Origin of the sequence: Alkalibacillus aidingensis (assembly GCF_014595945.1) — a bacterium.
Classification (GTDB): domain Bacteria; phylum Bacillota; class Bacilli; order Bacillales; family Alkalibacillaceae; genus Alkalibacillus; species Alkalibacillus aidingensis.
The window spans coordinates 1-23,998 of the sequence record NZ_JABXWU010000016.1 but is presented as its reverse complement, the minus strand read 5'-3'; the positions used below and the strand labels follow the sequence as shown (position 1 = coordinate 23,998).

General features: G+C 36.1%; 23 protein-coding genes. 16 read left to right on the top strand and 7 right to left on the bottom strand.

The annotated features are described in order from the left end of the window. The first annotated feature begins 208 nt into the window (after nt 1-208). The 5 genes from HWQ49_RS14375 to HWQ49_RS14355 are packed head-to-tail and all read left to right on the top strand — an operon-like array spanning nt 209 to nt 3,248. Complete coding sequence (locus tag HWQ49_RS14375; protein WP_188208323.1) at nt 209-448, top strand: hypothetical protein; 240 nt, start codon at nt 209-211, stop codon at nt 446-448. Beyond that, nucleotides 441-2,474 carry a type IV secretory system conjugative DNA transfer family protein gene (locus HWQ49_RS14370; protein WP_188208322.1) on the top strand — a complete coding sequence of 678 codons (2,034 nt, stop codon included), beginning with the start codon at nt 441-443 and terminating at the stop codon, nt 2,472-2,474. Before HWQ49_RS14375 ends, HWQ49_RS14370 begins: the two co-directional genes overlap by 8 nt. A gap of 17 nt (nt 2,475-2,491) precedes the next feature. Beyond that, on the top strand, nt 2,492-2,650 hold the full coding sequence (locus HWQ49_RS14365; protein ID WP_188208321.1) for a hypothetical protein: 159 nt from the start codon (nt 2,492-2,494) through the stop codon (nt 2,648-2,650). A gap of 16 nt (nt 2,651-2,666) precedes the next feature. Beyond that, nucleotides 2,667-3,059 carry a hypothetical protein gene (locus HWQ49_RS14360; RefSeq protein ID WP_188208320.1) on the top strand — a complete coding sequence of 131 codons (393 nt, stop codon included), beginning with the start codon at nt 2,667-2,669 and terminating at the stop codon, nt 3,057-3,059. A gap of 33 nt (nt 3,060-3,092) precedes the next feature. After that, nucleotides 3,093-3,248, top strand: coding sequence for a hypothetical protein (locus HWQ49_RS14355; RefSeq protein ID WP_188208319.1), 156 nt, complete (start codon nt 3,093-3,095; stop codon nt 3,246-3,248). Nucleotides 3,249-3,286: 38 nt separating this feature from the next. On the opposite strand, the gene HWQ49_RS14350 is transcribed toward HWQ49_RS14355, so the two are convergent. The 7 genes from HWQ49_RS14350 to HWQ49_RS14320 form a co-directional block, all read right to left on the bottom strand. Next, nucleotides 3,287-3,445 carry a hypothetical protein gene (locus tag HWQ49_RS14350; protein ID WP_188208318.1) on the bottom strand — a complete coding sequence of 53 codons (159 nt, stop codon included), beginning with the start codon at nt 3,443-3,445 and terminating at the stop codon, nt 3,287-3,289. A gap of 215 nt (nt 3,446-3,660) precedes the next feature. Next, nucleotides 3,661-6,804 carry a type IV secretion system protein gene (locus HWQ49_RS14345; protein WP_188208317.1) on the bottom strand — a complete coding sequence of 1,048 codons (3,144 nt, stop codon included), beginning with the start codon at nt 6,802-6,804 and terminating at the stop codon, nt 3,661-3,663. Further along, on the bottom strand, nt 6,794-7,348 hold the full coding sequence (locus tag HWQ49_RS14340; RefSeq protein WP_188208316.1) for a hypothetical protein: 555 nt from the start codon (nt 7,346-7,348) through the stop codon (nt 6,794-6,796). Before HWQ49_RS14340 ends, HWQ49_RS14345 begins: the two co-directional genes overlap by 11 nt. Nucleotides 7,349-7,594: 246 nt before the next feature. After that, a complete protein-coding gene (locus HWQ49_RS14335) occupies nt 7,595-8,161 on the bottom strand; it encodes a hypothetical protein (RefSeq protein ID WP_188208315.1) in 567 nt (188 codons plus the stop codon). Nucleotides 8,162-8,263: 102 nt separating this feature from the next. Beyond that, nucleotides 8,264-8,710: a hypothetical protein gene (locus tag HWQ49_RS14330; protein ID WP_188208314.1), complete on the bottom strand. Its 447-nt coding sequence runs from the start codon at nt 8,708-8,710 to the stop codon at nt 8,264-8,266. Between the two features lies 1 nt (nt 8,711). Then, complete coding sequence (locus tag HWQ49_RS14325) at nt 8,712-8,942, bottom strand: hypothetical protein (protein ID WP_188208313.1); 231 nt, start codon at nt 8,940-8,942, stop codon at nt 8,712-8,714. A 29-nt stretch (nt 8,943-8,971) separates the two neighbouring features. Then, entirely contained in the window at nt 8,972-9,643 is a 672-nt protein-coding gene (locus tag HWQ49_RS14320; protein WP_188208312.1) for a hypothetical protein, read from the bottom strand. A gap of 683 nt (nt 9,644-10,326) precedes the next feature. Between HWQ49_RS14320 and HWQ49_RS14315 the strand changes: the two genes are divergently transcribed. From HWQ49_RS14315 to HWQ49_RS14265, 11 genes are all read left to right on the top strand, one after another. After that, nucleotides 10,327-12,036, top strand: a complete 1,710-nt coding sequence (locus tag HWQ49_RS14315; RefSeq protein ID WP_188208311.1) for a MobA/MobL family protein — start codon at nt 10,327-10,329, stop codon at nt 12,034-12,036. Between the two features lie 255 nt (nt 12,037-12,291). After that, a complete protein-coding gene (locus tag HWQ49_RS14310; RefSeq protein WP_188208310.1) occupies nt 12,292-13,080 on the top strand; it encodes a hypothetical protein in 789 nt (262 codons plus the stop codon). After that, entirely contained in the window at nt 13,081-16,404 is a 3,324-nt protein-coding gene (locus tag HWQ49_RS14305) for a hypothetical protein (RefSeq protein ID WP_188208309.1), read from the top strand. It abuts the gene before it with no gap. Between the two features lie 836 nt (nt 16,405-17,240). Next, entirely contained in the window at nt 17,241-18,032 is a 792-nt protein-coding gene (locus HWQ49_RS14300) for a ParA family protein (protein WP_188208308.1), read from the top strand. Continuing rightward, nucleotides 18,022-18,348: a hypothetical protein gene (locus tag HWQ49_RS14295; protein WP_188208307.1), complete on the top strand. Its 327-nt coding sequence runs from the start codon at nt 18,022-18,024 to the stop codon at nt 18,346-18,348. Before HWQ49_RS14300 ends, HWQ49_RS14295 begins: the two co-directional genes overlap by 11 nt. Nucleotides 18,349-18,361: 13 nt before the next feature. Then, on the top strand, nt 18,362-18,604 hold the full coding sequence (locus HWQ49_RS14290) for a hypothetical protein (RefSeq protein WP_188208306.1): 243 nt from the start codon (nt 18,362-18,364) through the stop codon (nt 18,602-18,604). A gap of 13 nt (nt 18,605-18,617) precedes the next feature. Continuing rightward, nucleotides 18,618-18,983 (top strand): hypothetical protein, encoded by a 366-nt coding sequence (locus tag HWQ49_RS14285; RefSeq protein WP_188208305.1) that lies wholly within the window; start codon nt 18,618-18,620, stop codon nt 18,981-18,983. A gap of 168 nt (nt 18,984-19,151) precedes the next feature. Then, entirely contained in the window at nt 19,152-19,712 is a 561-nt protein-coding gene (locus tag HWQ49_RS14280; protein ID WP_188208304.1) for a recombinase family protein, read from the top strand. A gap of 114 nt (nt 19,713-19,826) precedes the next feature. After that, nucleotides 19,827-20,411, top strand: a complete 585-nt coding sequence (locus HWQ49_RS14275) for a tyrosine-type recombinase/integrase (RefSeq protein WP_188208303.1) — start codon at nt 19,827-19,829, stop codon at nt 20,409-20,411. A 389-nt stretch (nt 20,412-20,800) separates the two neighbouring features. Then, entirely contained in the window at nt 20,801-23,113 is a 2,313-nt protein-coding gene (locus HWQ49_RS14270; RefSeq protein WP_188208302.1) for a hypothetical protein, read from the top strand. Between the two features lie 646 nt (nt 23,114-23,759). Continuing rightward, complete coding sequence (locus HWQ49_RS14265; protein ID WP_188208301.1) at nt 23,760-23,990, top strand: helix-turn-helix transcriptional regulator; 231 nt, start codon at nt 23,760-23,762, stop codon at nt 23,988-23,990. The last annotated feature ends 8 nt before the right edge of the window (nt 23,991-23,998 follow it).

The following is a 23,998-nucleotide window of genomic DNA, read 5'->3' as shown; positions in this document are numbered from 1 at the left end:
CCCAGAACCGTTATCAGGTAAGATAATTGGTAATATGAATTTTTGGGATAGGAAAAAATTAATTAATCATTTGGATGAACAAATTTGTGAATTGGAGGAACGTAAGAAAAAAATTGCCCCCAAAGAAATGTGATTTTTTTTCACATCTGTGTGAAAAATCTATTAATGTATAGACGGTTCTTAAATTACACGAAAGGAGGACTGTTATATGGAGATGAACTCTAATTTCATTTCTACTAAAGACTTGTGTGACCTACTGAGTATTGACCGATTTAAATTACGGCAAATGGTTAAGAAAAACCAATTTCCTGAACCGATAACCAAGTATGGGAACATGAACGTCTGGGACAAAAATGATGTTGTGGATTATTTCAACAATGAAATCGAAGCTTTAAAAGAAGAAATGTTTTATTTTAACTATTTAATACAGGAGGTGGAGAATGTCTGAAGTTTTTAAGGAAGATGAAGTTCAAAAATTTATTAGAAGTATTATTATTCTTATAAGTGCTATGTTTTCTGGTTTGATTGTTTATTTGATTTTCGGTAATCCGAAAGATATTTTAGTGGATGCTTTGGTCGGTTTATTTGAACGGGATTTGAAACCTTTATTGCCGATTGTCGTTTTTATTGTGTTGTCAGGGATTTTTACAGTTTTGTTTATTTCTCTTAAAAAGAAATATATTAATTCTGGTGATAAGGATAAAAGACTTAAAAAGCACGGGACTGCCGAACAATTGAGTCCCAAAGAAGCAAAAAAACAATCACCTGAGTTATTTGGAGATGACGGGATTGTTGTTTCTAAAAATGTTCGTTTGAATAAAAAAACGAGTTTTACCAATTCGTTAATTATTGGACCTCCGGGTTCTGGTAAAAGTTCAAATACGTATGTTCCGAACTTGTTGAAAATGGATGAATCGTTTAGTGCAATTGTGACCGACCCAAGTGGGGATATTGCTAAAGACACAGCTGTTTCATTAAGAAATCGAGGTTATAATATATTAATTTGGAACCCTGATAAAAAAGATACAATGGGTTATAACTTATTGAAAAACTGTGAAGACACCGATGAAGTTTACAATTTATCTGAAACGATTTTGTTTAATTCCTCATCTCAAGCAGCAGATAAATTAGGCGGTGGTGTTAGTGGTGCAGAATGGATAAACATGGCCGTCCCAGCGTTTGCTGCCGTTATGATTTATGAGTGGGAGTTTGGAGAGAAGAATATCTCCAATGTGATTCGAGCTTTTGAAACGTCTGATTATGAGACCATTGGGGAATTGGTCAAACAATCTTCTCGTGGCGAGGTTTTGTGGAAGAAATTTGAGAAATCGATGAAATCAGAAGGCCAACTGGCTGGGATTGAGGGGACTTTGGATTCCTGTATTAAAGCATTTTCAACTGAAAAAATCACACGACTTGTTTCAAGAGATGATATTCACCCAAATATGTTACGTGAGAAACCAACAGTATTGTTCTTACAGTTCCCTGAAGATGAAGCTGCGTATTATGCACCGTTGATTTCACCGATTTTCGGACAAGTCTTTAATAAATTGAAGAAAAATCGAGAAGGCCAAAACGTGTTTGCCTTTATCGATGAATTTGCCAACATCGGAAAAATACCTAATATGGGGAGTTATTCGGCAACGTTAAGAAAATTCAACGTGTCTCTTGTTCTGGCAGTTCAGTCTTTGAGTCAGTTAAACAAGGTTTATTCAAAAGACGAACGTGGAGAATTATATGATTGTCTTTCAACTAAAGTGATTTTACCGGGTCTCTCCAATACGGAGACGTTAAATGAATTGCAGTCATTATTAGGAACGACTGAAATTAACACGAAAACAACCTCAGTTTCAGATAGAAGTCAAAGTACGTCTGAAGGAAGTACTCGACGTAATTTATTTTCATCCGATGAAATCCGTCGTATTGAAGATTTACATATGTTGTTTGTGACAGGTAACTTAAACCCGGTTTACGACCGACAGAATCGTTTTTATGAAGATGAAGAAATGAAAGAAATGACGGCGATTCCATTCGATTCAGATAAATATTTAAGTGAATATCGTGAAAATAATAAAGTTGTTGATTCGGAAGAACCTGTTCCAAGTGAAGAAGAAATGAAAATGGAAGAATTCCAAACATTGAAAAAAGAAGTTGAAGATGCACTTGAAATCAAGGTGGAAGATGAAATCAATCTATTTTCTTATTTAGAAAATAACTTGTCTTATAAAGTGGATGAACTGAAAGATAAATGGTTTATTTTTAACGTGACAGCTGAAGACTTGGATTCAGATGGAGAAATTTATATGAAAGATGCTTCTAAACCTAAATCCCGACATTTAATTGGTGAAGTTCAAACTATCGATGAGTTCAAAAATCTATCGAAAGGCGATTCGATTTCAATTGTCGGCCAATTTGTCGATGTGAAGAAACAAAAAATTCAATTGAATAATATTAGAAATGTGACCAATTTATAATTAATAAGGAGGAGTATATGTGGGATTGGGATGAAATCGTCCTAGGATATATCAACGCAACGGATTCGAGAGAAGAAGCAAAAGATTTGCTAAAAGATAGACACTTATTTGATGAAAATAAACGAATCAATGATGTGATTGTGGATATTCTGGTCGACCGTTGGAGTGAAAATTAATTTTTAGGAGGAATTTATGAGTGATATTAATTTAAAAGATTTTTCTAACGAGGAATTGAAAGATTTAAAAGTTAAGATTAACGAAGAGATGGGCAACCGAGAGGACCAAGAGGTGATTTACAGCTTTCAGAGTTGCGATAACTCTGATGAGAAGCACACCAAAGAAAATAAACATTGGGTCAAACTATTGAAAGACGTGGACACGAGTAAAAACAATGGATACGGTGTGATTGGAGACTTCTTGAAAACCAGAGGAGAACAGTCCGTAAAAGTAGATTCGTTGGTCGTAGAGTACAGTTGTAAGGGATTATTCTGTTATAAAGTAAAAGAAGATGAACCGGAGTTGTTAGTTGAAGGTGAACCGGATAAATTTGTTACTTTCTTGAAAGAAATCGAGAAAGAGTTGTAGAGAATAGACTATTTTAAATTTAAGGAGGAGATTATGAGAGATGAGATTGCTTTGGAATACTTGAAAAACGCGGATTCGAAGGAAGAAGCGAAGGAAATGATGAAAAAGGAACGCGTATTTGAGTCGAATGAAAGACGAAATAATGTATTAGTTGATGTAATCGTTGAACAAATGGCTAAATACGTTTAGTTCTTAGTTCTGGGAGAAGGCGGCTTTCGCCGCCTTTCTCATTTCTCTTCACGTAACCATCTCTCATGGCCAAGTCGAATGATTTTATTGATTCTAGAATGATAGTAATCGATTTCCATGGGATTCTGAGAGAATAAAACTTTGATTCGAATATTTTCAAGTTGTCGAGCTTCTTCATCGGTAAAAAGGACATTCATTTGAATTACCTCCTATTTCTATTATAACAAATTATATACAATATCTTCTCGATTATTTGCTTGATTTTTATAAGAAGGGTGTTATATATTAAGTACCTTTGAGTCTGAGGGACTTGGAGGTTAATATTATTTCCTTTCTTATTAATAAAAGTTTTCCGTAAAAAAGAAGCGTGGTTGATTCCACACTTCTTTTTATTTACTTCTTTTTTATTTCATCATTCTTTTTCTGGTTCCTGTTTTGGTTTTTCTTCTTTTATTTCCGGGATTTCATTCGATTTTGTTTCTTGATTTTTCCCGTCTCGAATATCCAACGCTATTTGTTTAGCATCTTGTTTGTATTCAGAGGAGACTACCGTATCTGGACCGTTGACAAAATTAGGGTCTTGAATTCGAACCGCATACATCGTATCATCTTTTTCTGTATGGCTGACTACTTCAAATCCCATTTTAGGTAAGGCTTCCGCATATTGTTCAACGGTTCCACCTTTCTTTTTAAATTCCATAACCTCAGCGCCTAAGGCGTCGGATGTATCGGTTATCATTTTTATCGATTGAGGGTCTGAACCAGAAGTGGCGACATTATGAATGATATTATCTTTGTTATCAATGGCCATGCCACCTGTGATTTGTCCTTGTTGATTTTTAATTTCAACAAAAGCAAATTCATGTCGGTTATTAGTATTAAATTTTTTACTGGATAGAGAGTTAATTCCTTCTTTACCTAGAACTGAGTCTCGATAAACATGGTTTCTCGAATATGAACTTTTATATTGTCCATCATCCCAAATTTTTTCGCCAGCTCTGTCGGGTGCTCGGTCGCTTATACCGTGTTTATGTCTGACGGAACTAGGGGAACTTAAATCAAAATCCACATCATCCATGTTTTGATATATGGTATCTAATTCTTTTGGTTCTTTTGGTGTTTTTTTGTTTTCTTCTGTTGCTTCTTCTTGTGGGAATTTCTGAGAATTTCTCACTTGACGGTTCATATACTTCTTCTTGATGTCCCCGAATACTTTGTTTTGTTTCATCTCTTTCATTAATGGATGGGTATTTTCATCTGTTAGTTTCATCGTTTCGATAATATCTTTCTTCAACTTGTTCGTTGCTTCGTTTTTATCATTATCAATTTCAGTTTGCCGTTTTTCTGCCTCTTCACTATCTCTAGAAAGTCCTCCACTACGAATTCGTTCATCTAAATTTGTTTGTTTATTATTAGCCATATCCATCGAGGTCATATAATCGTCACGAGCAGATGTAAACTGAGAAGATTGAGAATAATCATGGTTAATATCAACGGGTTCAGATGATTTTAACTGTCGAATGTCATCTAATGGATTTCCTCCTCCGAGTTTACCGTTCTTGACTTGGTCTTGAATTCGATTAAACGAATCCATTCTTCGACTTCGTTTACTAAGAGATTGCAGTTTCTCGTTATAATCGTTCTCCTCAGCAGGTGTCGCTTCACCACTATTCACTTTCTGTCTCATATCTTGTAATTTGTCTGCTTGATTCATTCGGTATTTTTGTGCGCCTGCAGCAGTTGCTGCCATGCCTGCATTTTTAACCGCATTCCCTGCAGCGTTTCCAACACCAACAGCATCGTTCCAACCGACGGCACCTAGAGATGGTCCAACCAAATTTTGCATGATAGAAGGAATCTTACTTAAAAATATCATTCCTGCATAAACCAAGAAGACACTTCCTAATAGATTAATATCTAGGATTCTTGTGATGTCTCCTAATCCACTGAAGATTTGAGAAATGGTAAATAAAGCTAATACAAATAACGATTGTGATAAGGTCTCTGACGTAAACATTTTAATCCACTTACTTCCGTATTCAGCGGTTTTCGGGAACAACATCAAAACCATAAAGATAGGTCCCAAAATTACAAGGAAGAAAATCGTTAACATTCTTGAGTACCACCAGAATAAGAGGGTGATAATGACTTTGGCTGCGATGATTAATAAGAATATAAGAACTAAAGCTCCAATTAGCAATAAACTTATGCCAACTCCAAAGAACATTAATTGCGCGACAGCAACCAAAGCGAAGTTCAATGCTTGTGCTGCAACGACAGCGCCTAATGCAGCTTTCGCTTCTCCGTCTCCGGCTGAAATCCCTTCGAGTCCGATTTGATAGACAATGAAGTTGTTGATATTCAAAATATCCTGAGCGAAATAAGGTAAAAAGGCTACGATGAATACCACACCAAATCCTTTTAATACGAATTTGAATGGGTCGACGGTTAGATTACCCGTTGCTAAGTAAATACCATAAATAGCAATTAACAACGTTGCTACACCGATGGCTATGTTTTGAGTAAAGTGAACGCCTTTCATCACCGGTTTTACATTAGTGATGTTGACAGGGTCAAAGATTTTGGTCATAGAAGCGATGATACCGAAATCCGCACAATTAATCCCAGTTAAATTATTTCCGTCATTCGTTGATTCACCGACCGAAGGCCCGACGACGCCTGTTGTCCCGTCTGCTAGAGCGCCTGTTACTCGGTTATTGGAGTTGCTTTGAACTGTATCATCTAATTTTTCTCCTTCCGATAACAATTCATTATAATCTCCATCAATATCTGACATTCTCGTGTCTGAATCGAATGGTTCATCTCGGTCATCTTCTTCATTGACATAACTTTCACATTCTCCAATCATGGTTCCAAACCCATTGGTAAAGAAACCATCAGAACCATACGTCTTATAGGAGGTGTGGTCGGTTTGTTGTGGGTTATCAATTCCTACACTTTCTAATTGAGAAATATTTTGATTGTACTCGCTTTGGTCAGTTTCCCACAAAATTGTTGGAGATTCATAGACTTCTTCTCCGTCCTCGGTTATGTAATTATCTCTCCATAATGTGAATGTTTCACCAAAATGTTGGTCGATGTATTCAGCTTCTTGTTGGATATCTGAAACCTTTATCGTTCGTTGATTTAAGTCGTGTTCTAAACCATCGAGTCGTTCTTCGACTTCTTCTTTCGTAATATCTGAAATATTAATTCCTTCATTCATTCTCTGTTCGTTCTTCGAGTAATACGATTTCAATAGTTCTTCGTAAATAAAATCATACGAAGACATATTGTCATCAAAGTTCTTTTTATAGAAGAAACCACAACCAAGCGCCACTCCTTCGTCGGCCGCGGCGTCGTGGTTCATATAAATCTCGTTATTAAAAGTCTCGAAATCTAAAAAATTAAATTCCGAACCGGTACATCCATTTCCTATTTGATTGGAATAATCAAACGAATCCATTCCGGGGAAAGCTTCTACTTCTTTTGGGGGGATGAAGATAAAGGTTGTTAATAAAACAACCCATACCACCAACCATTTTTTACTTTTCATTCGACCCCCCTTCGCCTATGGTGAGGTTGATTTTAACGCCACTTCTTCCTTTCTTCTTTTTGTTTTCTAAGTCATATGTATCAAAATAAGCAATGGCTTCGTATTCTCCCGGTTCGATTTCTTTATCCAATTTCGTTTCTTGAATCGACTGGCCGGGTTTGATTAAAGGACTTTTATAGACTTCATCATCTTCCATTTCAATAATCACTTGAACCCCGTGACTGTTTTCTTCTTTATTCTCTAACATCAAGCTCCCTTTGGAGTCTGATTCCGGGAAGTAAGGGTTTGAATTCACCCTGAAATTCATGTACGATTCATCGGTTCTTTCTTGAAGTTCTGATTTCACTTCTTCGGAATTCCCTAAATCGAGTCCATTATCTTCAACATCTCCGTCGTCACCAAATTCAGGTTGTTCTTTTTCTTCTTGTTGTTTTTCAATCGGTTCGACAATCGATTCTTTTTCCTGACTTTTTAAATAAAAGTGACCACCTAGAAGTAAAAGAACAATGGATACAACAATAAAAAATATCTTCTTTTTGTTCATAAAATAATAACTCCTTTCATGCTTTTAAAAGCACTCATATGATAGCTGATTTTGTTGATTTATCAACTAAAAAAGCCATTTTATGTGCGGTTTTTTCACACTAAAAAACGACGAATTTTATTGACAAAATAATAAAATGATTTATGAATTAGCAATGAGTTTTAAATAACTCACTCCTTTCATTAAAAGTTTGGGAAATTTTTGGAAACGAAAAAGACGCGGCCAATTGGCTGCGTCTTTTTTGGTTTATTGTAATTCAAATAAAAATTCAACTGTATATTCAGTTTCTAGTGGACTTGTAAATCCATACCCATGCTTTCCATCGATTTCAAAATTTACACTAGAGTTTTCTTCCATACTTCCGATGACCATTTCATACTCGGAATCCTGAACATCATGAGCGCTTGCAAATCCAGCTGTTTCATCTAACCACTCAGTTGAGTCAGACGGAAGTAAATTCAAATATAAATATTGTTCTGATTCCGATACGGTTAAAGATTTCCAGTCTTCGAATTCATCGATGGCCACGTTTTCGAATTCATGCAAATCTTTGTGTTCAAATGTATTTATAGAAAGACTAATAGGAGCATTTGTGTGGTTTTCGATTTCGAACTCAGGCGCAACAAAAGTTTCACCTTCATCTTCGTTTGGATTGATAGAGAATGTAGTTTCGGTCGGAACGGAGAAATCAATTACGGTTGGTTCCACATCGCCACTCACCGTCATTTCACCGGAATCTTCGGCGTTCACGGAAAAAGCCGATGTTACTAAAAATACACTTGCTAAAGCTGTTGTAAAAAATTTTTTGTTCATAATACCTCCAAAAATAAAATAAAAAAGAAAATCGGTCCTTAACCTGTAAGGTTTCTAACCTTACAGGTTATACCATGTTTTTTAGGTTTTTGTAGATTTTTCTCAAGAAAATACTCCGCCAATAATGGAAACTAAAGCGACAGACATTCCCCCGAAAAACATCCCTAAGAAAGCATAAAAAATATAACGTTTGGATTCTTCCATTTTGGTGGTTTGGCCACCAGAAGTTGTATATAAATATCCCGCATAAATGACGGTGAAGAATGATAAAATGAAGGAAAAATAACCAACATTCAAAGCTAGTAATCGGAACATCGTCATAATTTCAAGGTCTGCTCCGTCTCCTTCTTGCATCACATCCCATCCATCGCCTTCTGATATAGATTGACATTCGAAGACCGGCTTCCCTTCCTCGTTCAACTCCTCGTTATCATCGTTATAGCTTTGTTCAGAGAAGCTTCCGGGTGGGCAAAAGGCTTCAATTTCTTCTGCCGGATGGAAAAAGAAGAAGGGAAGGAGGAGGAGAAATATGTACAGTTGTTTTTTCATATCAACCCCCTTTCATCTCGGATATAACTTCGAATCGGGCCAACAAATCGAGAAAGTTTTCTCTCGATTCCTCAACTTCAGCCATTAAAATCATTAAGTCATTATCGTCTCGTTCGAGAACGACCGAGTATTCGTGTAAGTCCTCTTCAACTTCAATTAAAGTTTCTAAAACCCCATTCATGGCTTTTGCACATAGTTCTAAATCTTGTTTAATCTGTTCTTTTCCCGGCATTTTTACCTCCTTGTTTTTTAATTAATCGATTAATTGTCTTTTCTATGTTTTTCAGTTCCAGACTCTTTTTCTCCATTTTCTTTCTCAGTCTTTTTCTGGGTTTGACCATCCTGACCTCCCTTCGTTGTTTGCTGCTGTTTTTTATCTATTTGAACGAAAAAGGCTTTCAACCACTTCTCTTGAGCTTTTTTGTCGTGAATATTTCGTTTTTTAAATTCGTTTATAACGTATCGTCCGAATTCTTCTTCAAAACTTGATTTTTCGGCGTTTTTAGAAGGGTTTTGTTTGAGTGCTTCCAATTCTTTTTCGAGTTTCGCATAGTCATACCAGTTATCGATAAGCATTTTGATGGTTTCGAAGCCTTCATCTATTGTTTCAAAGTAACGTTTTCCTTTTTCAGTTACGTGAGGGCCCGCAAAGGATTGAAGGTGACTTCCGATTTCAATTAATTTGTGAGTTCTTCTTTTTTTCATCTTTTTATTAAGGTCTTCCTGCGCTTCTTTCTCTTGCACCAGCAGTTTAGCCTTTCGTTTTTGTAATTTATTTAATTTTTCTTCTTTTTTCTTTTGCAGTTCCCGTTCTCTTTGCTCCTTTTCTCGTTCCTTTTCTAATTCCTGCATGATTTTACTTGAAGTTCTCTCATTCACCCTCGTAAAATCTAACTTTTTTCCCTCGTTTTTTTCACTTTGATGCTCCGACATAACTTTTCCTCCTTTCTTTAAATAGAAGTTTAAAAATAAAATAATTTTACGCAGATTTCGCTTCCTACTCTCCCCGAGGGGTTCGTCGAACGAATGGTTCTTCGATTTTTTCCGGTTGGCCTGCGCAGCTGGCCGCTAAAAGTTTTCACGATTATGACCTTTCGACCGCGGCAATTAAAATGTTTTTTTCGACGATTGTTTTTGAAAAACATCCAGTTTTATATCTTCGTTTTTCCGATTAAAAGTTTCCGATTTTGCTTTCCAAAAAAATCGACCGATTTAAATTCGTCTATGGTTTCGAGTTATTGATTTTATAATTGATTTTTTGAAAATGTGTAGGAAAAAATTGATTTTCTTTATTTGGGTTCTCCCATCTATCATTTTTAATATTAATAAATTGTTTCTTTGATATCGTTCCGATTGATTTCCCCGAACGTCAGGAGGGCGCATCTCCCCACTTTTGCAAAGTGGAATTAGAGACGCGCTCTCCGAGGGGGCTTGCAGCCGGCTGAAAAAATGAAAATGAATTAACGGAAAAAAATGAATCGGAAAGTGAATTTTTAAACGGGGACGGATGGAATCAATCGGAAAAATATTAATAAGACAAAATCGATTTTCTTCTATCGTTTTTTAAAAAATGAGTTATCATCCAATCGGATATGAATTTAAAAGGAGGTGATTGAATGAGTATGTTTTATTGTCAGATGAATAGAATTGGATTAAAAAATAATCGAATGGCAACCAACGCTATTGCTTACCGTTCGGGAGAAAAAATCAAAGATAACACCCTCGATAAAACGTTTGATTATTCGAAGAAAGATGATGTTCATTATAAAGAAATCCTGCTACCTGAAAAACATCCTGAATGGTCTAAGGATAGAGAAAGATTATGGAACGAGGTCCAGAACGCGGACAAGAAAAAAGATGGTACATATTATGGCCAAAACGGTAAAGGGGCCAAGGCTGAATTTGCGAAGGAGCTTCAATTGGCTCTTCCATCAGAAGTAGACCAAGAAACGAACAAGCAAATGGTAAAAGAGTTTGCGGAAAAGAATTTTGTTCAAAACGGTTTACCTGTGGATATGGCACTACATAAAATGGATTACGACTCGAAGAAAAATGAGTCTTATATGATAGATGGCCAAAAGGACTTAATCCATGATAATCCGCATGCTCACCTGATGATACCTAATCGCCAGTTGAATGAAGATGGTTTTAACTCTAAAAAATATCGTGAGAATGGTTGGAAAGACAGAAATTTAGTTAATCAAATTCGTGAAAAATGGGCCGAGCACCATAACGAGTTTCTTAAAGAAAATGGTTACGAGCACGTTCCAAAAATATCTGAGAAATCGTATAAGGAACAAGGAATTGATAAAATTCCGACTCGGAAAATCGGAGCCCAAAACACCCAAAAAGCAGAGGAAGCTAGAGAATATAATCAAGAAGTTAAAGAACTTGAAAACGAACGCGAGGACTTGAAACAGTCGGTCAAGGAGCGTGAAGTTGATTCCAGTCAACAAAAGAAAGAGGAATTGAAAGAGCAATATCTGAATAAAAAATCGAAACAAAAAGAATCTCCCTACCAAAAACAATTTCAAGAAACTCAGAGAAAAGAGTTGGAGAACCGACAGAGAAAGGCTTTGACCCCAACCCAGAGACAATACAAACGAGAGAGTTTCAATGGTTATCACATTGACGAACAAACGGATAAAATTGTTGCTGATAAGAAAGCGAATTTGCGTCAATTAAAAACGCAAAAGCTGACCAATCGAAATCAAAAACTTCCTCCACAGCATATTGAGACCTCTAAAAAAGATGATTCCCAAACCGTTAAATTAAATAATGTATTTGACGCTGATAAAATCCTCGATGATGCCCAAGCGATATCGGCTCTTCGACGTTATCAATCAAGTCTTCCGGAGGAGAAACAAAAGGAAGAAGAGAAGTTGATAAAGGAAAGGATTCAGCAGCGAACGGAGAAATTGAAACAGAAACAGAGAGAAAAGAACCAAGACATTGACGTTGAAAAGGCCAAGGACCAAGTGCGAGAAGGGTTTGATAAAACGAAAAGTAAGCTTCAGGATATTAAGAAGACTTTCGAAAACAAAAAGCATGAAAGGCCCCCAAGCCCGGTATACCAACAAAATCTATCGAACCAACGACAGTATGTGGCAGCTAAAAAAATGGACTTTCAAATTAATAAACTCGAAGAACAAATCAATCAAATAGAGACTCGCCAACAGCAAGTTGAAACGATGCGGGATAAGCGTTTAATCAAACAAAACATCAATTACTTTGGTATGACCAAGGAAGAGATGTTAAGAGAAGAAGAGAAGGCGAAGGCCAAAGAGATGGAGCTAGAAAGAGGAAAAGATGACTATTTCAAATAATTGATTGACATCCAGTTTTTTTGAGTTATAAAGTGGTTACCAACAAAACAAAGGAAGTTGGTAAAACTATATACTATTGGGTAACGAGTTTATATCCCTCTAAAGGTGGAGTTCTCCGGCTCCTCCTTTTTTGGTTCTTAAACTTTTTAGACTTTTTTCAACAAAATGATATTTCATATGGTAAAATAAAGGTAGATATAAAAAATGAAGAAATGAATGAATACAACGTTTTTTACTTATATAGGAGGTACTACAATGTACAAATTTAAGTTTATTTTTATTGTGATGTTGATGTTTTTGGTGATGTTTGCTGCTGCTTGTTCTGACGATGAGACAGTAGTCGATGAAGTGGATAACGATGAAGATATCGAGGAAGTAGAAGAGGAACCGAAAGAAGAAGAATCTTCTGAGGAAGAAGACGAAACTGTTGAAAATAAAGAAAACAATGATATGGAAGAAGAAGAGACAGTTGAAGAAGAGTCTGATTTAACCGAGGACGAACAACGTATCAATGAGATTTTGGAAGAGTTTGTTGAGGAAAACGAGGATGATACGGTGATGGTAGAAGCGAAGTATCCTATAGATTTTGATGACGACTGGAATGTAACTGAATGGAGTGAAAGAGGAGAACGAGGAATTTTGACGGTTGGTGAGTTTAAGAACAATTTAGATGATGAGACCAACGAATACATTGAATGGTTCGAAGAAAAAATCGTAGGAGATAAAGTGAGTAGCGACACTGAATATCAAAATTCAGCTGCAGAAGAGTTTAAAAGATGGGTGATACACGACTGGATGGAATTTAACGGTAGGTCCAATACGGGACATGATAAAAAAACACCATTGTCTTTTCGTAAATCAACCATTGATTTAGTGGTCGAAAATTTTTCAAGTTACGAAAGACCTTTAGATGATTTCTTTATGGAAGATAGTCCATTTCGACCTCGTTACGAATTTGCGAATCAAGAATTAGAAGAAGTGTTTGAATTAATTGATTTTTACGAACCACCTCAGTTTATCGAGGACTTAGCAAAGGGGGTTTAAATGTATAAGAAAATATCATTATTTTTATTGATTAGTTTTGTGTGGAGCTCTGCCATCCTTCTTGCTGAGGATGGGGATGAAGAACCAGAACCGAAAACACCTGTCGCAAATAGTACCTCAGCCTGTGTCGTGACCGATACTATTGAAGGAGATTATGAATCCGAGGATAATGAGAGAAACCACACTTATAGTAATACTAGAGTAGTTAAAACTTCTGATACAACGTATGATGATGATTTATACCAGAGTGATTTTGAAATCAGGCAAACGGAAACCTATGATAAATATGATGTATATCAACCAACACAAACGTTTTATGGGGATAGAGAGGACGACGAGAATTACACTTACACTTGTACAAAATCAGATGATACACCTCAATCGTATGAAACTAATAAGGAATATGGAAAGACAAGGACAGTCACTAAAGATTCTGGTTTTAGAGTTCGTAATGTTAAAGGAGAAGAGGATACATCATTCAAAGATACAGGTTATAAAGAGTTTCAAGTTGATGGGACAATGAACGGAGAAACCTTTGAAGATGAATTTAAATCTTACTGGGTCATCCACGTTGAGTATAGAACAAATTACGGCGAAAACGAAGGACAAGCAGGTCTTTCACCAAATTCCACCTCCCATGTTGACCAGCGGGCGATTGTTCCAGTCTGTTGGAAAGAGTACGGAGATGGTGAGGAGAAGATATGTGGACAAAACCCCGAATCTGACGAAAAAATCGACCAGACATTCGACCCTCAATTGACTCGTTCAACCATTGATTTTTTTGGACCGATTAATTCTAACTTACGAGATTTACAAGGTTCCGACCAGATTTCCGACGATTCCTCCGATTCAATTGAAACAAGAGATGGCAGTTCTACGAGTCAGCAATTCTCGAGATGGACACGGGATGATTCGAATGACTCGGCAGCTGGTCGAATCTATGAAACACCTTTCTTAAATGTTCAGTATTATCGTTACGACGACGCGCATACGGGAGAGTATGGAACATATCATCATCAGGAATATCAATTTTCCGTCGTCAACGTAGAAAACCACGAAGAGGAAGTGTACTCGGACGGAATTGGAGATTTAACCAGTATCACCTGTGAGATACACTACTATGGACCTTTCAGTCCAAGAGACTGTACAAGTTCGATTCAACATACCTATAATACCAACGGTTTCAATGAGGGACGTAATACGATTATCGAAGACGAAACGAACTATGGTTCTCTCAATGGAGATGATTATAGAATACCAGAGTATGAATACACTCACACAGCTGGTGGTTGGACCGATTCCGATGACGATGATAGAACAGTTATCTATGTCCAAGACGTCGAGGTAGTAGAAGGTTCTCCGAGTTCAAGGGTTATTGAGACTCATGAAAAAGGAGAAAGTACACCAGACGTTCACCGACGACTTGATGGAGTTGAATGGAACACGGTTGAAGAAACCTATACGAATTTTACTGAACCAACCTGTAACAAGACTTATTTCCCTCGTCCTTCCGACGGGTTTGTGAGAAATATCAGCTGTACCGACGATTTAGAAATCTCATATGATGCCAACGACAAATCCGATATTCGTTCGAGAGACAATGAATTCGACTACGAACACGGAAAGGATTCCCGAATCCAGTCCTACGAGTATATCGAGAACGGATATAAGGATAGAGAAGACGTCCGATTCGACTATGTCACCGACGTGACCATAGAAATTGAAAAAGAAGAGACTTATCAAGACGAAGAATACGGTGATTACAGCTGTGAAAAATACTACGAAACGCTAGATGAAACCTTCAATTGCTTGGATGAAATGTACGTGGAAAGTGATACTGGACAGAACATGGATATGGGTAACAGTCGAGAGATTGTTTATAACTATATCAACAATACCTATGAAGACCCTTCTCTCCAGACCCGACATTACTCAAACAGAACCGAAATCACGTCTAACAATGATTCCCAAGGTTACTCAGGACACCGAGACGAATTTACTTGTGACGTGATTTGGCAAGACGATTCTAATAAAGACATTACATTCGAAGATGATGTATGGACTTCGACCGTCCGTTCCACCGGAGAAGAAGTGAATTATATTGGAGAAGACTGGACTGACGGATACACCGATGTTAAAGGAAACCAACATCAACCGAATGCTATTAATGAATTGTACATTCCAAATCCGAATTCCAACGGATTCAACATCAACTGTGATTACCCGCATGATGAGTACGACAATGGCTTACCTGATTGGTCGTTCGTCGAAGATGAATACGAACCGGCACATGGGGAGTTTGAATTTGATTTAATAGGAATCGACCGACTGGACGTGTTCGACGAAACCCAAGATACTAGTCACGACATTGAGGTTAATAATCCAAGTCGACCAATCAAGGCAGAACCATTCAATGGTTCAGGAAGTTCTCCGACACCAAATGCATTTAACGATACGACTTACCAAACGGGTCATTACTACGACATCACAACAAATGTTGTATACGATGACGGAACCGCACAGCAAGTCGCTCATAGTAGTGAACTAAACGAAATGAGTTTTAGATTACTAGATGAAAATGATGAGTGGTCGACAACCGATGATACATACGAGACCAATGGTTATAACACCAATGTTCCAAACACTTTACTCGACCACCGTTTACCCCATGAAGGATGGAACGCTATTCGAATCGATGTCTTCAGTGAATCAGGCATACCCATGCCTTCGAATGAAGAGAATGAAAATCTCAACCAAACGTATAACCCAGTCTCCCTCTGGTCTCACGAACCCGTCAACATGGTCATTGAGGGACCAACTGAAGTCGAATGGGGCAGCAGTCATGGATATCAGGCATTCTTGTTGTGGGATGATGGTTCCGAAGAGGACATGGATGGTTCAACAACAGGAGATGATACCACACCGTGGAACAATAGTGATTCAGACAGATACGAGATAACTGAATCCAATTACACGAATTGGGATTCCTCGGAGAATAGTCACAACATGGATGACTCGGCCGGCAAATATGCTGTTCGATTCAACAGTGTTGATTCCGATTTATATTACTCGACCTTAACAAGTTCTTGGGGTGACGAAGAAAAAACACCAACCAACTTTGAATATTGGGATTATCTCCACCAAGAGATAGATATCTTAGTAACTCGAGATGAAGATGAATCGTGTACACAAAGTAATGTCCCTGTGCCCGGTTGTGATAATTGGAACAAACCTGATGAAGATTACATTGAGAACGAATATAGAAACACCTTATTCGATTTATATTTCGATGTGACAGGTGTCTCTACTGGTTCAGGGTATTAATATTAAATTAAGACAGCCCCATGTGGCTGTCTTAATTTATAACCATTTATTTGTGATAGAAGAAAATAACCTACCCCTGCCTGCCAAACTTAGGTCACTCCTATACATCTAGTTGACGATAGTCTTTCTTTATATTATATCCTCAATTCTTCATTTTTTAAACTTCTACCACTCACCATTTATTTGTGATAGTTCACCCGTTTTCTGTGTCATTTAAAAATCCCACTACATCAACATTTGTGGTCTACATCCATTCAAAACCCCCAAGTATAATACATGTAGAAGTTTTGTGGAATCGCTTCAAACACCCGTCACATCAACGTTCATCTTCTAATGACACAAAAAGATGGTCATGGGAAATAAGATTCGAGGAGCATTAACATTTAATAGTATTATTTAAAATTAATAATTTTAATAAAAAATATAAGTAACATTGTTTATTATTATTTAATATTATCACTTAACAGTAATATTTTTAATTAGAAATGAAAAGTAATACACTTACTTTTTATTAAATATATGAAATGAACCGATTTAATTAACAAACCATATCGAGTGCACCACTAAGGTGTTTGGATAAGTGTTAAGTGTTTCTGAATAAAATAAATATTCATGAAGGATTTTCATTAAAACTATTGAATATTATTAATAAGTAATAGTTATACTTAACAGTAATAATGTTACTTAACATTGTTCATTAACAATAACCATGAATAATTATAATTAATTGTTAAAAGTAATTATTTTACATATCAATGAATATTTGATATATTAGGTATAACTTAAACTTATTACTGAAATGTTTTATTTATTATTAATACGAGGAGATGATTTTTATGGGACAAGCCAAGGTGATATCGTCGATTATCGCGAAGGGGGGGTCTGGAAAAACATCGAGCATTACTAATCTTTCATCTGTTTTTGCAACACAGTATGATAAACGTGTTTTGCTCATCGATACTGACAGTCAATCGAATGCTGCGAATTCTTTTGGAATCTCGATTGATGAAATTGAAAAGAACTTGTTCGATGTACTGATTGAAGATGAAGACCCGAAGAATGTCATTTTAAATGTTGGAGAAAATATTGATTTGCTGCCTTCTAATGAAGATATGGATTTCTTGGATTTCGAAATATTGCCTAACTTGAACAAATATGAAGAACCATATGAGTTGTTTAATCAAAAACTTTCAGTATTAAAAGAAAAGTACGACTATATTTTTATTGATACACCCCCTCACTTTGGGCTCGTAGTAGGAAACGTATTGAATTTTACGGACGAAGTTATCATACCGTTCGCACCTGAAATATTTGGTGTAACCGGTGTACAGAGAGTGGTCAAAGCGGTTGAGAAATTCCAAGACTCAAATAAAAACTTAAATATCGCTGGAGTTCTAGGTATGATGATTGATTCCCGGACCACACTTCATACTCAGATGCTACAGGAGACAAGAAAATTTTGTTATCAAAAAGAAATTAATATGTTTGAGACCATTATCCCTAAATCTATTCGGTTCGCCTCAGCAGTGGCCTATGAGGGTAAACCTGCTGTGTTAACGGATAAAACGAACGATTTAGTTCATTCATATTTCGAATTAGCTGAGGAGGTTATAGACTATGTCAAATAAAAAACAAGTAAGAGACCCATTTTCAATTAATAAGAAACAAGATAAAGAGGAATCTAAAGAAAAGAAAGTAAAAGAAACGAAAGCACTAGAAGAAACAGAAGAAAGAACTGAGGACTTCAAAGCCTTCTTGACTTCAGAGGTTGAAGGAAAACGTAAAAAAACAACGATAGAAGATACACACACAAGATTAACTTTTTTATTAGAAAATGAGTTGTACGATGAATTCAACGAGATTGCTCAACGAGAGGGTAGAGGGTTTAAAACCCATGTGTTGAATGCGGCGGTTCGAAAAATTGTAGAAGCTTATAAAGAATAAAGGAGCTGTTCGAATGGAATTCAAAAACCTTTCAAAAGAAGAACTGAAACAAAAAGGAATCCCAACCTTCAACAATGGAGAACATTATCTCTTGGAGTCGAACAATGAACAGGAGACCGTGGTGATTAATGTGGGGAACGGGAACTACCTCACTGTTTCCGTCGTAAAAAACGCAAAAACCGTAGATGTTAAAATGCATTCAGAGCACAAGTTTCAAGACCTCGGAGAAATCAAAGCATTTTACGATTATGAATAGAAGAGGTGAATCGATGTATTTTGATGGAGAGGAACATGAAAGTAATTTTAACAAGTTGCTAGATTTTTATAAATTTGAAGACGGCCAAAGCCAAGCTGCGCTTTACATCGCTTCTCACCCACAAATTTTTAAGACTTATAAAGATGTAGAGAGGTTAGATGAAAACAGTCATTTATTACTCGATATTGGAACTTGGAACGGAGAAGAATATATCTTCAATGCACCAGAGTTAACTGGTTCCACCAAGAAAATGTGTGAATTTGGCGTTTCTTTATATAATGGAAGAAAAGTTGATTTAAATTCCGTGTTTTCTTCTGTGATTTCTGATAATCTAATTGAAGTTCTGATTGAATCGATTCGAATTAGAACAGAGAAATAAAAAGAAGTGTCTAAAAAACCAACCAGAGAACCCCTCAACGTTCGAGGGGTTTTCTTTCCAAATAATATGTCTCAAAGGTGAACCTTTTGATACTTTTTTCTTGACATCGATAGAAAAAGGATTATAGTGTCTCTAAGGTTTGTATCAAATAAGGGGGGTGAAATAACCATGATTTATGGATATTCTAGAGTATCGGATGAATCAATGAACGATGAATCACAAATCGAAGAATTAAAGAAATATGGCTGCGACGAAATTATATCTGAGAAAATAACAGGTGTCTCCAAAGAAAGAAAACTGAATGATTTAATTGAGAAGTTAGAACCGGAAGATACGGTTGTTGTTTTAGACGTTACGCGATTCGGTCGTTCAGCTGTTCAATCACTATTAAATTCCAAAAGAATAGAAGAAAAAGATGCTAATTTGGTCATTATCAAACTAGGAGTTGATACGAGAACTCCGGCTGGAAAAATGGTGTTTGCAGTGATGTCAGCATTCGCCGAATTCGAAAGAGACCAAACCAAAGAAAGGCAACGCAGGGGAATCGAAAATGCCAAAGCCCAAGGTAAACACCTTGGAAGACCCCGTGAGTGGAAAAAACCACAAATACTAGAAGCTATTCGCCAGTACCAAGAAACTTCCAAAACAGTGAAAGAAATATGCGAAAGCACAGGCGTCTCAAGGGCCTCGCTTTATCGGGAACTCAAAAGGAAAGGAATCACAAGATAGATTTTTAGAAAAACTTAGAAAAAAATATGCACTTTTTTCAACAAAATGATAAAAAGTATGTTATATTAATGAGTAGTAAACTAAGAAAGGTTTTTTTAATATTAGGAGGTTAGCATGTTGCGAAAACGCAAAATAGAACCAATTAAAGATATAAATACTATCAGACAAATTGAACAGGAACTGTTGAAAAACAGACACGGTTCCAGAGACCATTTGTTGTTTAAATCTTTTCTAAACCTTGGTTTGAGAGTGACGGACATTTTAAATTTAAAAGTCAAAGATGTATCTGAATCTTCGTCAGTAAGCCATTCAGAGATTCTTTTCGATTCGAAAAAAATAAGAATAAATAAGGAAATGCAGGAGCTGTTCGAGAATTACATTTTTGAGATGAACTTATCAGAAAATGACTATCTTTTTTACTCGCCACACCAAAACAAAGACCGACTGGAGAGAACTAGTGCGTTCAAGATTATACAAAAGGCAGCTGAAAACGTCGGATTAGAACGGCTTTCAGGGCACGCCCTGCGAAAAACATTTGGGTATTTTGCATATCAAAATGGTGTTCCGCTCAACGTTTTATCAGAGATTTTCAATCATGCGAATGTCTATGTAACCAAAAGATACATCGGACTAGACACCCAAGAGGATATCAATGAAGTGTACGATAAGGTGGGAGAAGAAGTGAATAAAAAAAATTAAAAAATTTTTAGTAGAGAAAAAGATTGAAAATGTTGATATATCGGTGATTCTATCGTTTTATTAGATAGTATTAGATTGAATTAAATAAAGTTTAAAAACATTAATCGAATTTTGTATGATAAAATTGATTTCAAGAAGATTTCACAGAAGATTAAAAAAGATGATAGAAAAATAGAGAGATAAAAAATAAAAAAGAGAAGAGCTCGGCAAAGCTTCTTCTCTCCGGAGAACTTCCAAAGGAACCAACGACCAAATTGATTTCCTTTTGCTAATTTATTATATGCTTATTATAGCAGATTTATAATTTTTTGCAAAAAGAAAAGGAAAAAACCTTGAAAGAGTTCTCCGGTTTAAAAAAGTTAATTTTTTAAATTAGGAGGACTTTTATTATGCCAAAAATACATAGAGATAAAAAAGCAAGAGCAAAAATGCTGCAGAAACAGCTTGAATTCGTATTTGGACCTCAAGAAGAGAATCCGAATCTAGCAATCTACTTTCGAACGATTCAAGATAGAATAAGTGAACCGAGAGTTTATCGGAGTCGGGCCATCTATAAAGATATAAAATTTGAAACCATTACGCAATTAGTTTCAAAGGGTGTTCGACGGAACGCTGAAACGAATCAATTAGAAACAATTGTGAATGAAGATGGAAAAGAATTAATTAATTACTTGGCTTCCGCGAACCACCCCGATAATAAAAAGAATGCAGTCGGTGTTTTCTTCAACATCCAGTCGGGAGGAACCAAACAAAGTGATATTACCGATGTGAATGTCTTTTCGTTTGATTTCGATTTCAAACCAAAGAATCCTAAAAAATTATCTGTGGTTCCTGAAGAGGTTCAGAAGGAATGGGATGTGTATCAGTCGAATCCGACTGAATACATCGAAGAAAAGAAACATGGTTTCTTAAAAGATAACGATGGCGTATTAGAAAACTTTATGATAATCGAAACAGCCAACGGATTTCACTTATATCTGAAGAATTCTGGTGATAAAAACATCGAACAGGAAGAATATAGTCGTTTTCTTCGTTCGCTGGCCAAGATATTCAAGGAATCGTGGCAAAATTCCATCGATACATCTGTTTTTGACAAGGGACGGGTTTTACGTTTAGCCGGCTTCTACCATTTGAAAAATGAGCCCTTTTTGGTCTCATTAAAACAACTTCCAGAAGATAAAACAGGCAAATCGATGGAAGGTTGGTTAAAACACTTCAATGTGGAACTCATTGATAAATCGGAACTCAAAACCAAACGAGAGTTAATTCAAGAAACCAAAGTCGATGATGATACCGGAGAAATGTACGTGGAAGAGAAGAGGAAGGTCACCAAGAAGAAAGCCCAAACCGATTTAAAAGTGACTGAGAACATTGATGATGAGGAAAGAGAATACATAGCCCGAGAGTATTTCGGCCATGAAGCATATTCCCATTATTATAATATTTTAGTCGGTAAAGAAAAACCAGAACTCTCCAAACCTGAAGTACTTGAAATGATAGGTATGATTCACCCTGTTCATTTCTTTGATAACGACGAATTGCTTTCAACCAATTTTAATTGTCATTTTCACCACGATGAAAAGCCGTCGGCCTTCATTTCTTACTTCGAGAAAATGAACCAGTACTATTATAACTGTCACTCGAATTGCCAGTCGAAGACGACGATGAAGTTGATTGCCGAAGCTTCGAATTTAAAGTTCAAACAGACCATTCGATTGGTTTGTAAGTTGTTAGGTATCAAACTGGTCCGTTCGGAATTCGAGAATAACATGAACGAGAAGTACTCTGAGAACCTATCCTTTATTTACGAGGTTCCTCACAGAATCGAAGCAGGTGAATTCTCTGAATCTCTTCAAAAATATTTCTCAGGAACCAGAAACCGAATCGCCAATACGAGACTTAGAGTATATGGTACGTTGAATTCAATCGGGAAAAAACAATTTTATGAGCATTTTAATTACGATGGCCATAATTATTTCTTCGTCTCCTTCTCTCATCTAGCAGAAGTTTCAGGGAATTTTGTGGCGAAGAAAAATAAAAAGGGATTAAGCAAAGCGTTTAAATATCAAATCTATGAAGAAGTGTTGATGTTACAAATTCTTGGCTTCATCAAACGAGTTCCGTTCTCGAAAATACACCCAAAAATAGCCGAAAAATCACTTTTGTATAAGGAACAAATCGAGAAACAGAACGATGGTAGCCATGAAGAAAAACTCATCAATTACTACTATATTCCTGACTTTGAGGACGGCTTGATGGAAGCTGAAAAAAGAGCTCAGTACTTGGATTCTAAAGGATTTCAACGGTCCAAACACCTGAATAAAACATCTATCATCTCTTTCTTGGGAAATGAGATTGCAGAAGAGATATTTCCTGAAGATGGACGCCAAATTCCCCACAAAATTAAAGAGATTGGGGACCAAGTGATTAATCGTATTAAAGAAGAATTTGAACGCCAAAAACAGGACTATATTATGCTTGATTCGATAGATTTTCGTGGCATCAAAGTCCATATTTACGATGAAGAGATAAAAAAGAAGAGAAAAAAACAAGCAAGTAAAACAGAAATTGAAAAGGTTTTGAAATCTGGTTACATTGAAAGTTTCGGTGGATTCAAGAAACTGAAAACAAATCAAGAGACTCGTAAAAAGTATGGGATACCAAAAACCGTAAAAGGTCAGTTTTATATCCAAGAGGATTAATAATCTAGAGAAGGGACATTGGTTCCTTCTCTTTTTTATGTAAAAAGCATCAAAATATAAAAGTAGACTTTTGTCCAAAATTGGGTTCGCACTTACTCTCCCAATGGATTTGGCGTGTAAAAAAATAACCTTACTATAAGGAGTATATAGTATATTGCTATACTCTTATAGTAAGGTTAAAAATTATATTGCTTCATCCCTTGTGTCCCAAGGGATTTGAACGTTTTTTACAAATGTCTACTATATTTTGTAAATAAATGGATGTTCATTGTTTTAAAAGTTTATTGTTTGATGATTATTGTTTGAATAACTAATAAAGTAATGTTTTTTACGACGAGCATCTGGAAGATGTGAAGGCGACCAAACGGAACGGAGTGGAGTGCGGTAGGATTTTTGGTTCTTTTAAAAAACACTTATTTAAGGTGGATTCATTTCTTGAAACCTTCGTTATAGAGGTTTCTACAAACAATGAATTACTCAAAAACAGTTGTTTTTATAGTGTTTTTCACTTTTGGGTGTTTTTTGACCTTGAATTTATGTTTTTTCACCTTATATTTGTGTTTTAAAAATGTGACTTTTTTTCACACAAATGCTCAAAACTGTTTATTATTTGTACAGTTTTAATCAGGGAAGGAGGTAAACGATTATGAATGAATGGAACTATATCATGCACACTTTTGAGGTTTGTGAAGCTTTTAATATTAATCGTCAAAAGCTTTATCGCATGGTTCGAGATGGCAAATTCCCAGAACCGTTATCAGGTAAGATAATTGGTAATATGAATTTTTGGGATAGGAAAAAATTAATTAATCATTTGGATGAACAAATTTGTGAATTGGAGGAACGTAAGAAAAAAATTGCCCCCAAAGAAATGTGATTTTTTTT

Coding starts and splice junctions, on each gene's coding strand:
- HWQ49_RS14310 (WP_188208310.1), top strand. CDS start 12,292: ATGTACAAATTTAAGTTTATTTTTATTGTGATGTTGATGTTTTTGGTG.
- HWQ49_RS14325 (WP_188208313.1), bottom strand. CDS start 8,942: ATGCCGGGAAAAGAACAGATTAAACAAGATTTAGAACTATGTGCAAAA.
- HWQ49_RS14270 (WP_188208302.1), top strand. CDS start 20,801: ATGCCAAAAATACATAGAGATAAAAAAGCAAGAGCAAAAATGCTGCAG.
- HWQ49_RS14285 (WP_188208305.1), top strand. CDS start 18,618: ATGTATTTTGATGGAGAGGAACATGAAAGTAATTTTAACAAGTTGCTA.
- HWQ49_RS14300 (WP_188208308.1), top strand. CDS start 17,241: ATGGGACAAGCCAAGGTGATATCGTCGATTATCGCGAAGGGGGGGTCT.
- HWQ49_RS14290 (WP_188208306.1), top strand. CDS start 18,362: ATGGAATTCAAAAACCTTTCAAAAGAAGAACTGAAACAAAAAGGAATC.
- HWQ49_RS14360 (WP_188208320.1), top strand. CDS start 2,667: ATGAGTGATATTAATTTAAAAGATTTTTCTAACGAGGAATTGAAAGAT.
- HWQ49_RS14345 (WP_188208317.1), bottom strand. CDS start 6,804: ATGAAAAGTAAAAAATGGTTGGTGGTATGGGTTGTTTTATTAACAACC.
- HWQ49_RS14295 (WP_188208307.1), top strand. CDS start 18,022: ATGTCAAATAAAAAACAAGTAAGAGACCCATTTTCAATTAATAAGAAA.
- HWQ49_RS14335 (WP_188208315.1), bottom strand. CDS start 8,161: ATGAACAAAAAATTTTTTACAACAGCTTTAGCAAGTGTATTTTTAGTA.
- HWQ49_RS14365 (WP_188208321.1), top strand. CDS start 2,492: ATGTGGGATTGGGATGAAATCGTCCTAGGATATATCAACGCAACGGAT.
- HWQ49_RS14265 (WP_188208301.1), top strand. CDS start 23,760: ATGAATGAATGGAACTATATCATGCACACTTTTGAGGTTTGTGAAGCT.
- HWQ49_RS14280 (WP_188208304.1), top strand. CDS start 19,152: ATGATTTATGGATATTCTAGAGTATCGGATGAATCAATGAACGATGAA.
- HWQ49_RS14370 (WP_188208322.1), top strand. CDS start 441: ATGTCTGAAGTTTTTAAGGAAGATGAAGTTCAAAAATTTATTAGAAGT.
- HWQ49_RS14315 (WP_188208311.1), top strand. CDS start 10,327: ATGAGTATGTTTTATTGTCAGATGAATAGAATTGGATTAAAAAATAAT.
- HWQ49_RS14355 (WP_188208319.1), top strand. CDS start 3,093: ATGAGAGATGAGATTGCTTTGGAATACTTGAAAAACGCGGATTCGAAG.
- HWQ49_RS14320 (WP_188208312.1), bottom strand. CDS start 9,643: ATGTCGGAGCATCAAAGTGAAAAAAACGAGGGAAAAAAGTTAGATTTT.
- HWQ49_RS14375 (WP_188208323.1), top strand. CDS start 209: ATGGAGATGAACTCTAATTTCATTTCTACTAAAGACTTGTGTGACCTA.
- HWQ49_RS14330 (WP_188208314.1), bottom strand. CDS start 8,710: ATGAAAAAACAACTGTACATATTTCTCCTCCTCCTTCCCTTCTTCTTT.
- HWQ49_RS14350 (WP_188208318.1), bottom strand. CDS start 3,445: ATGAATGTCCTTTTTACCGATGAAGAAGCTCGACAACTTGAAAATATT.
- HWQ49_RS14305 (WP_188208309.1), top strand. CDS start 13,081: ATGTATAAGAAAATATCATTATTTTTATTGATTAGTTTTGTGTGGAGC.
- HWQ49_RS14340 (WP_188208316.1), bottom strand. CDS start 7,348: ATGAACAAAAAGAAGATATTTTTTATTGTTGTATCCATTGTTCTTTTA.
- HWQ49_RS14275 (WP_188208303.1), top strand. CDS start 19,827: ATGTTGCGAAAACGCAAAATAGAACCAATTAAAGATATAAATACTATC.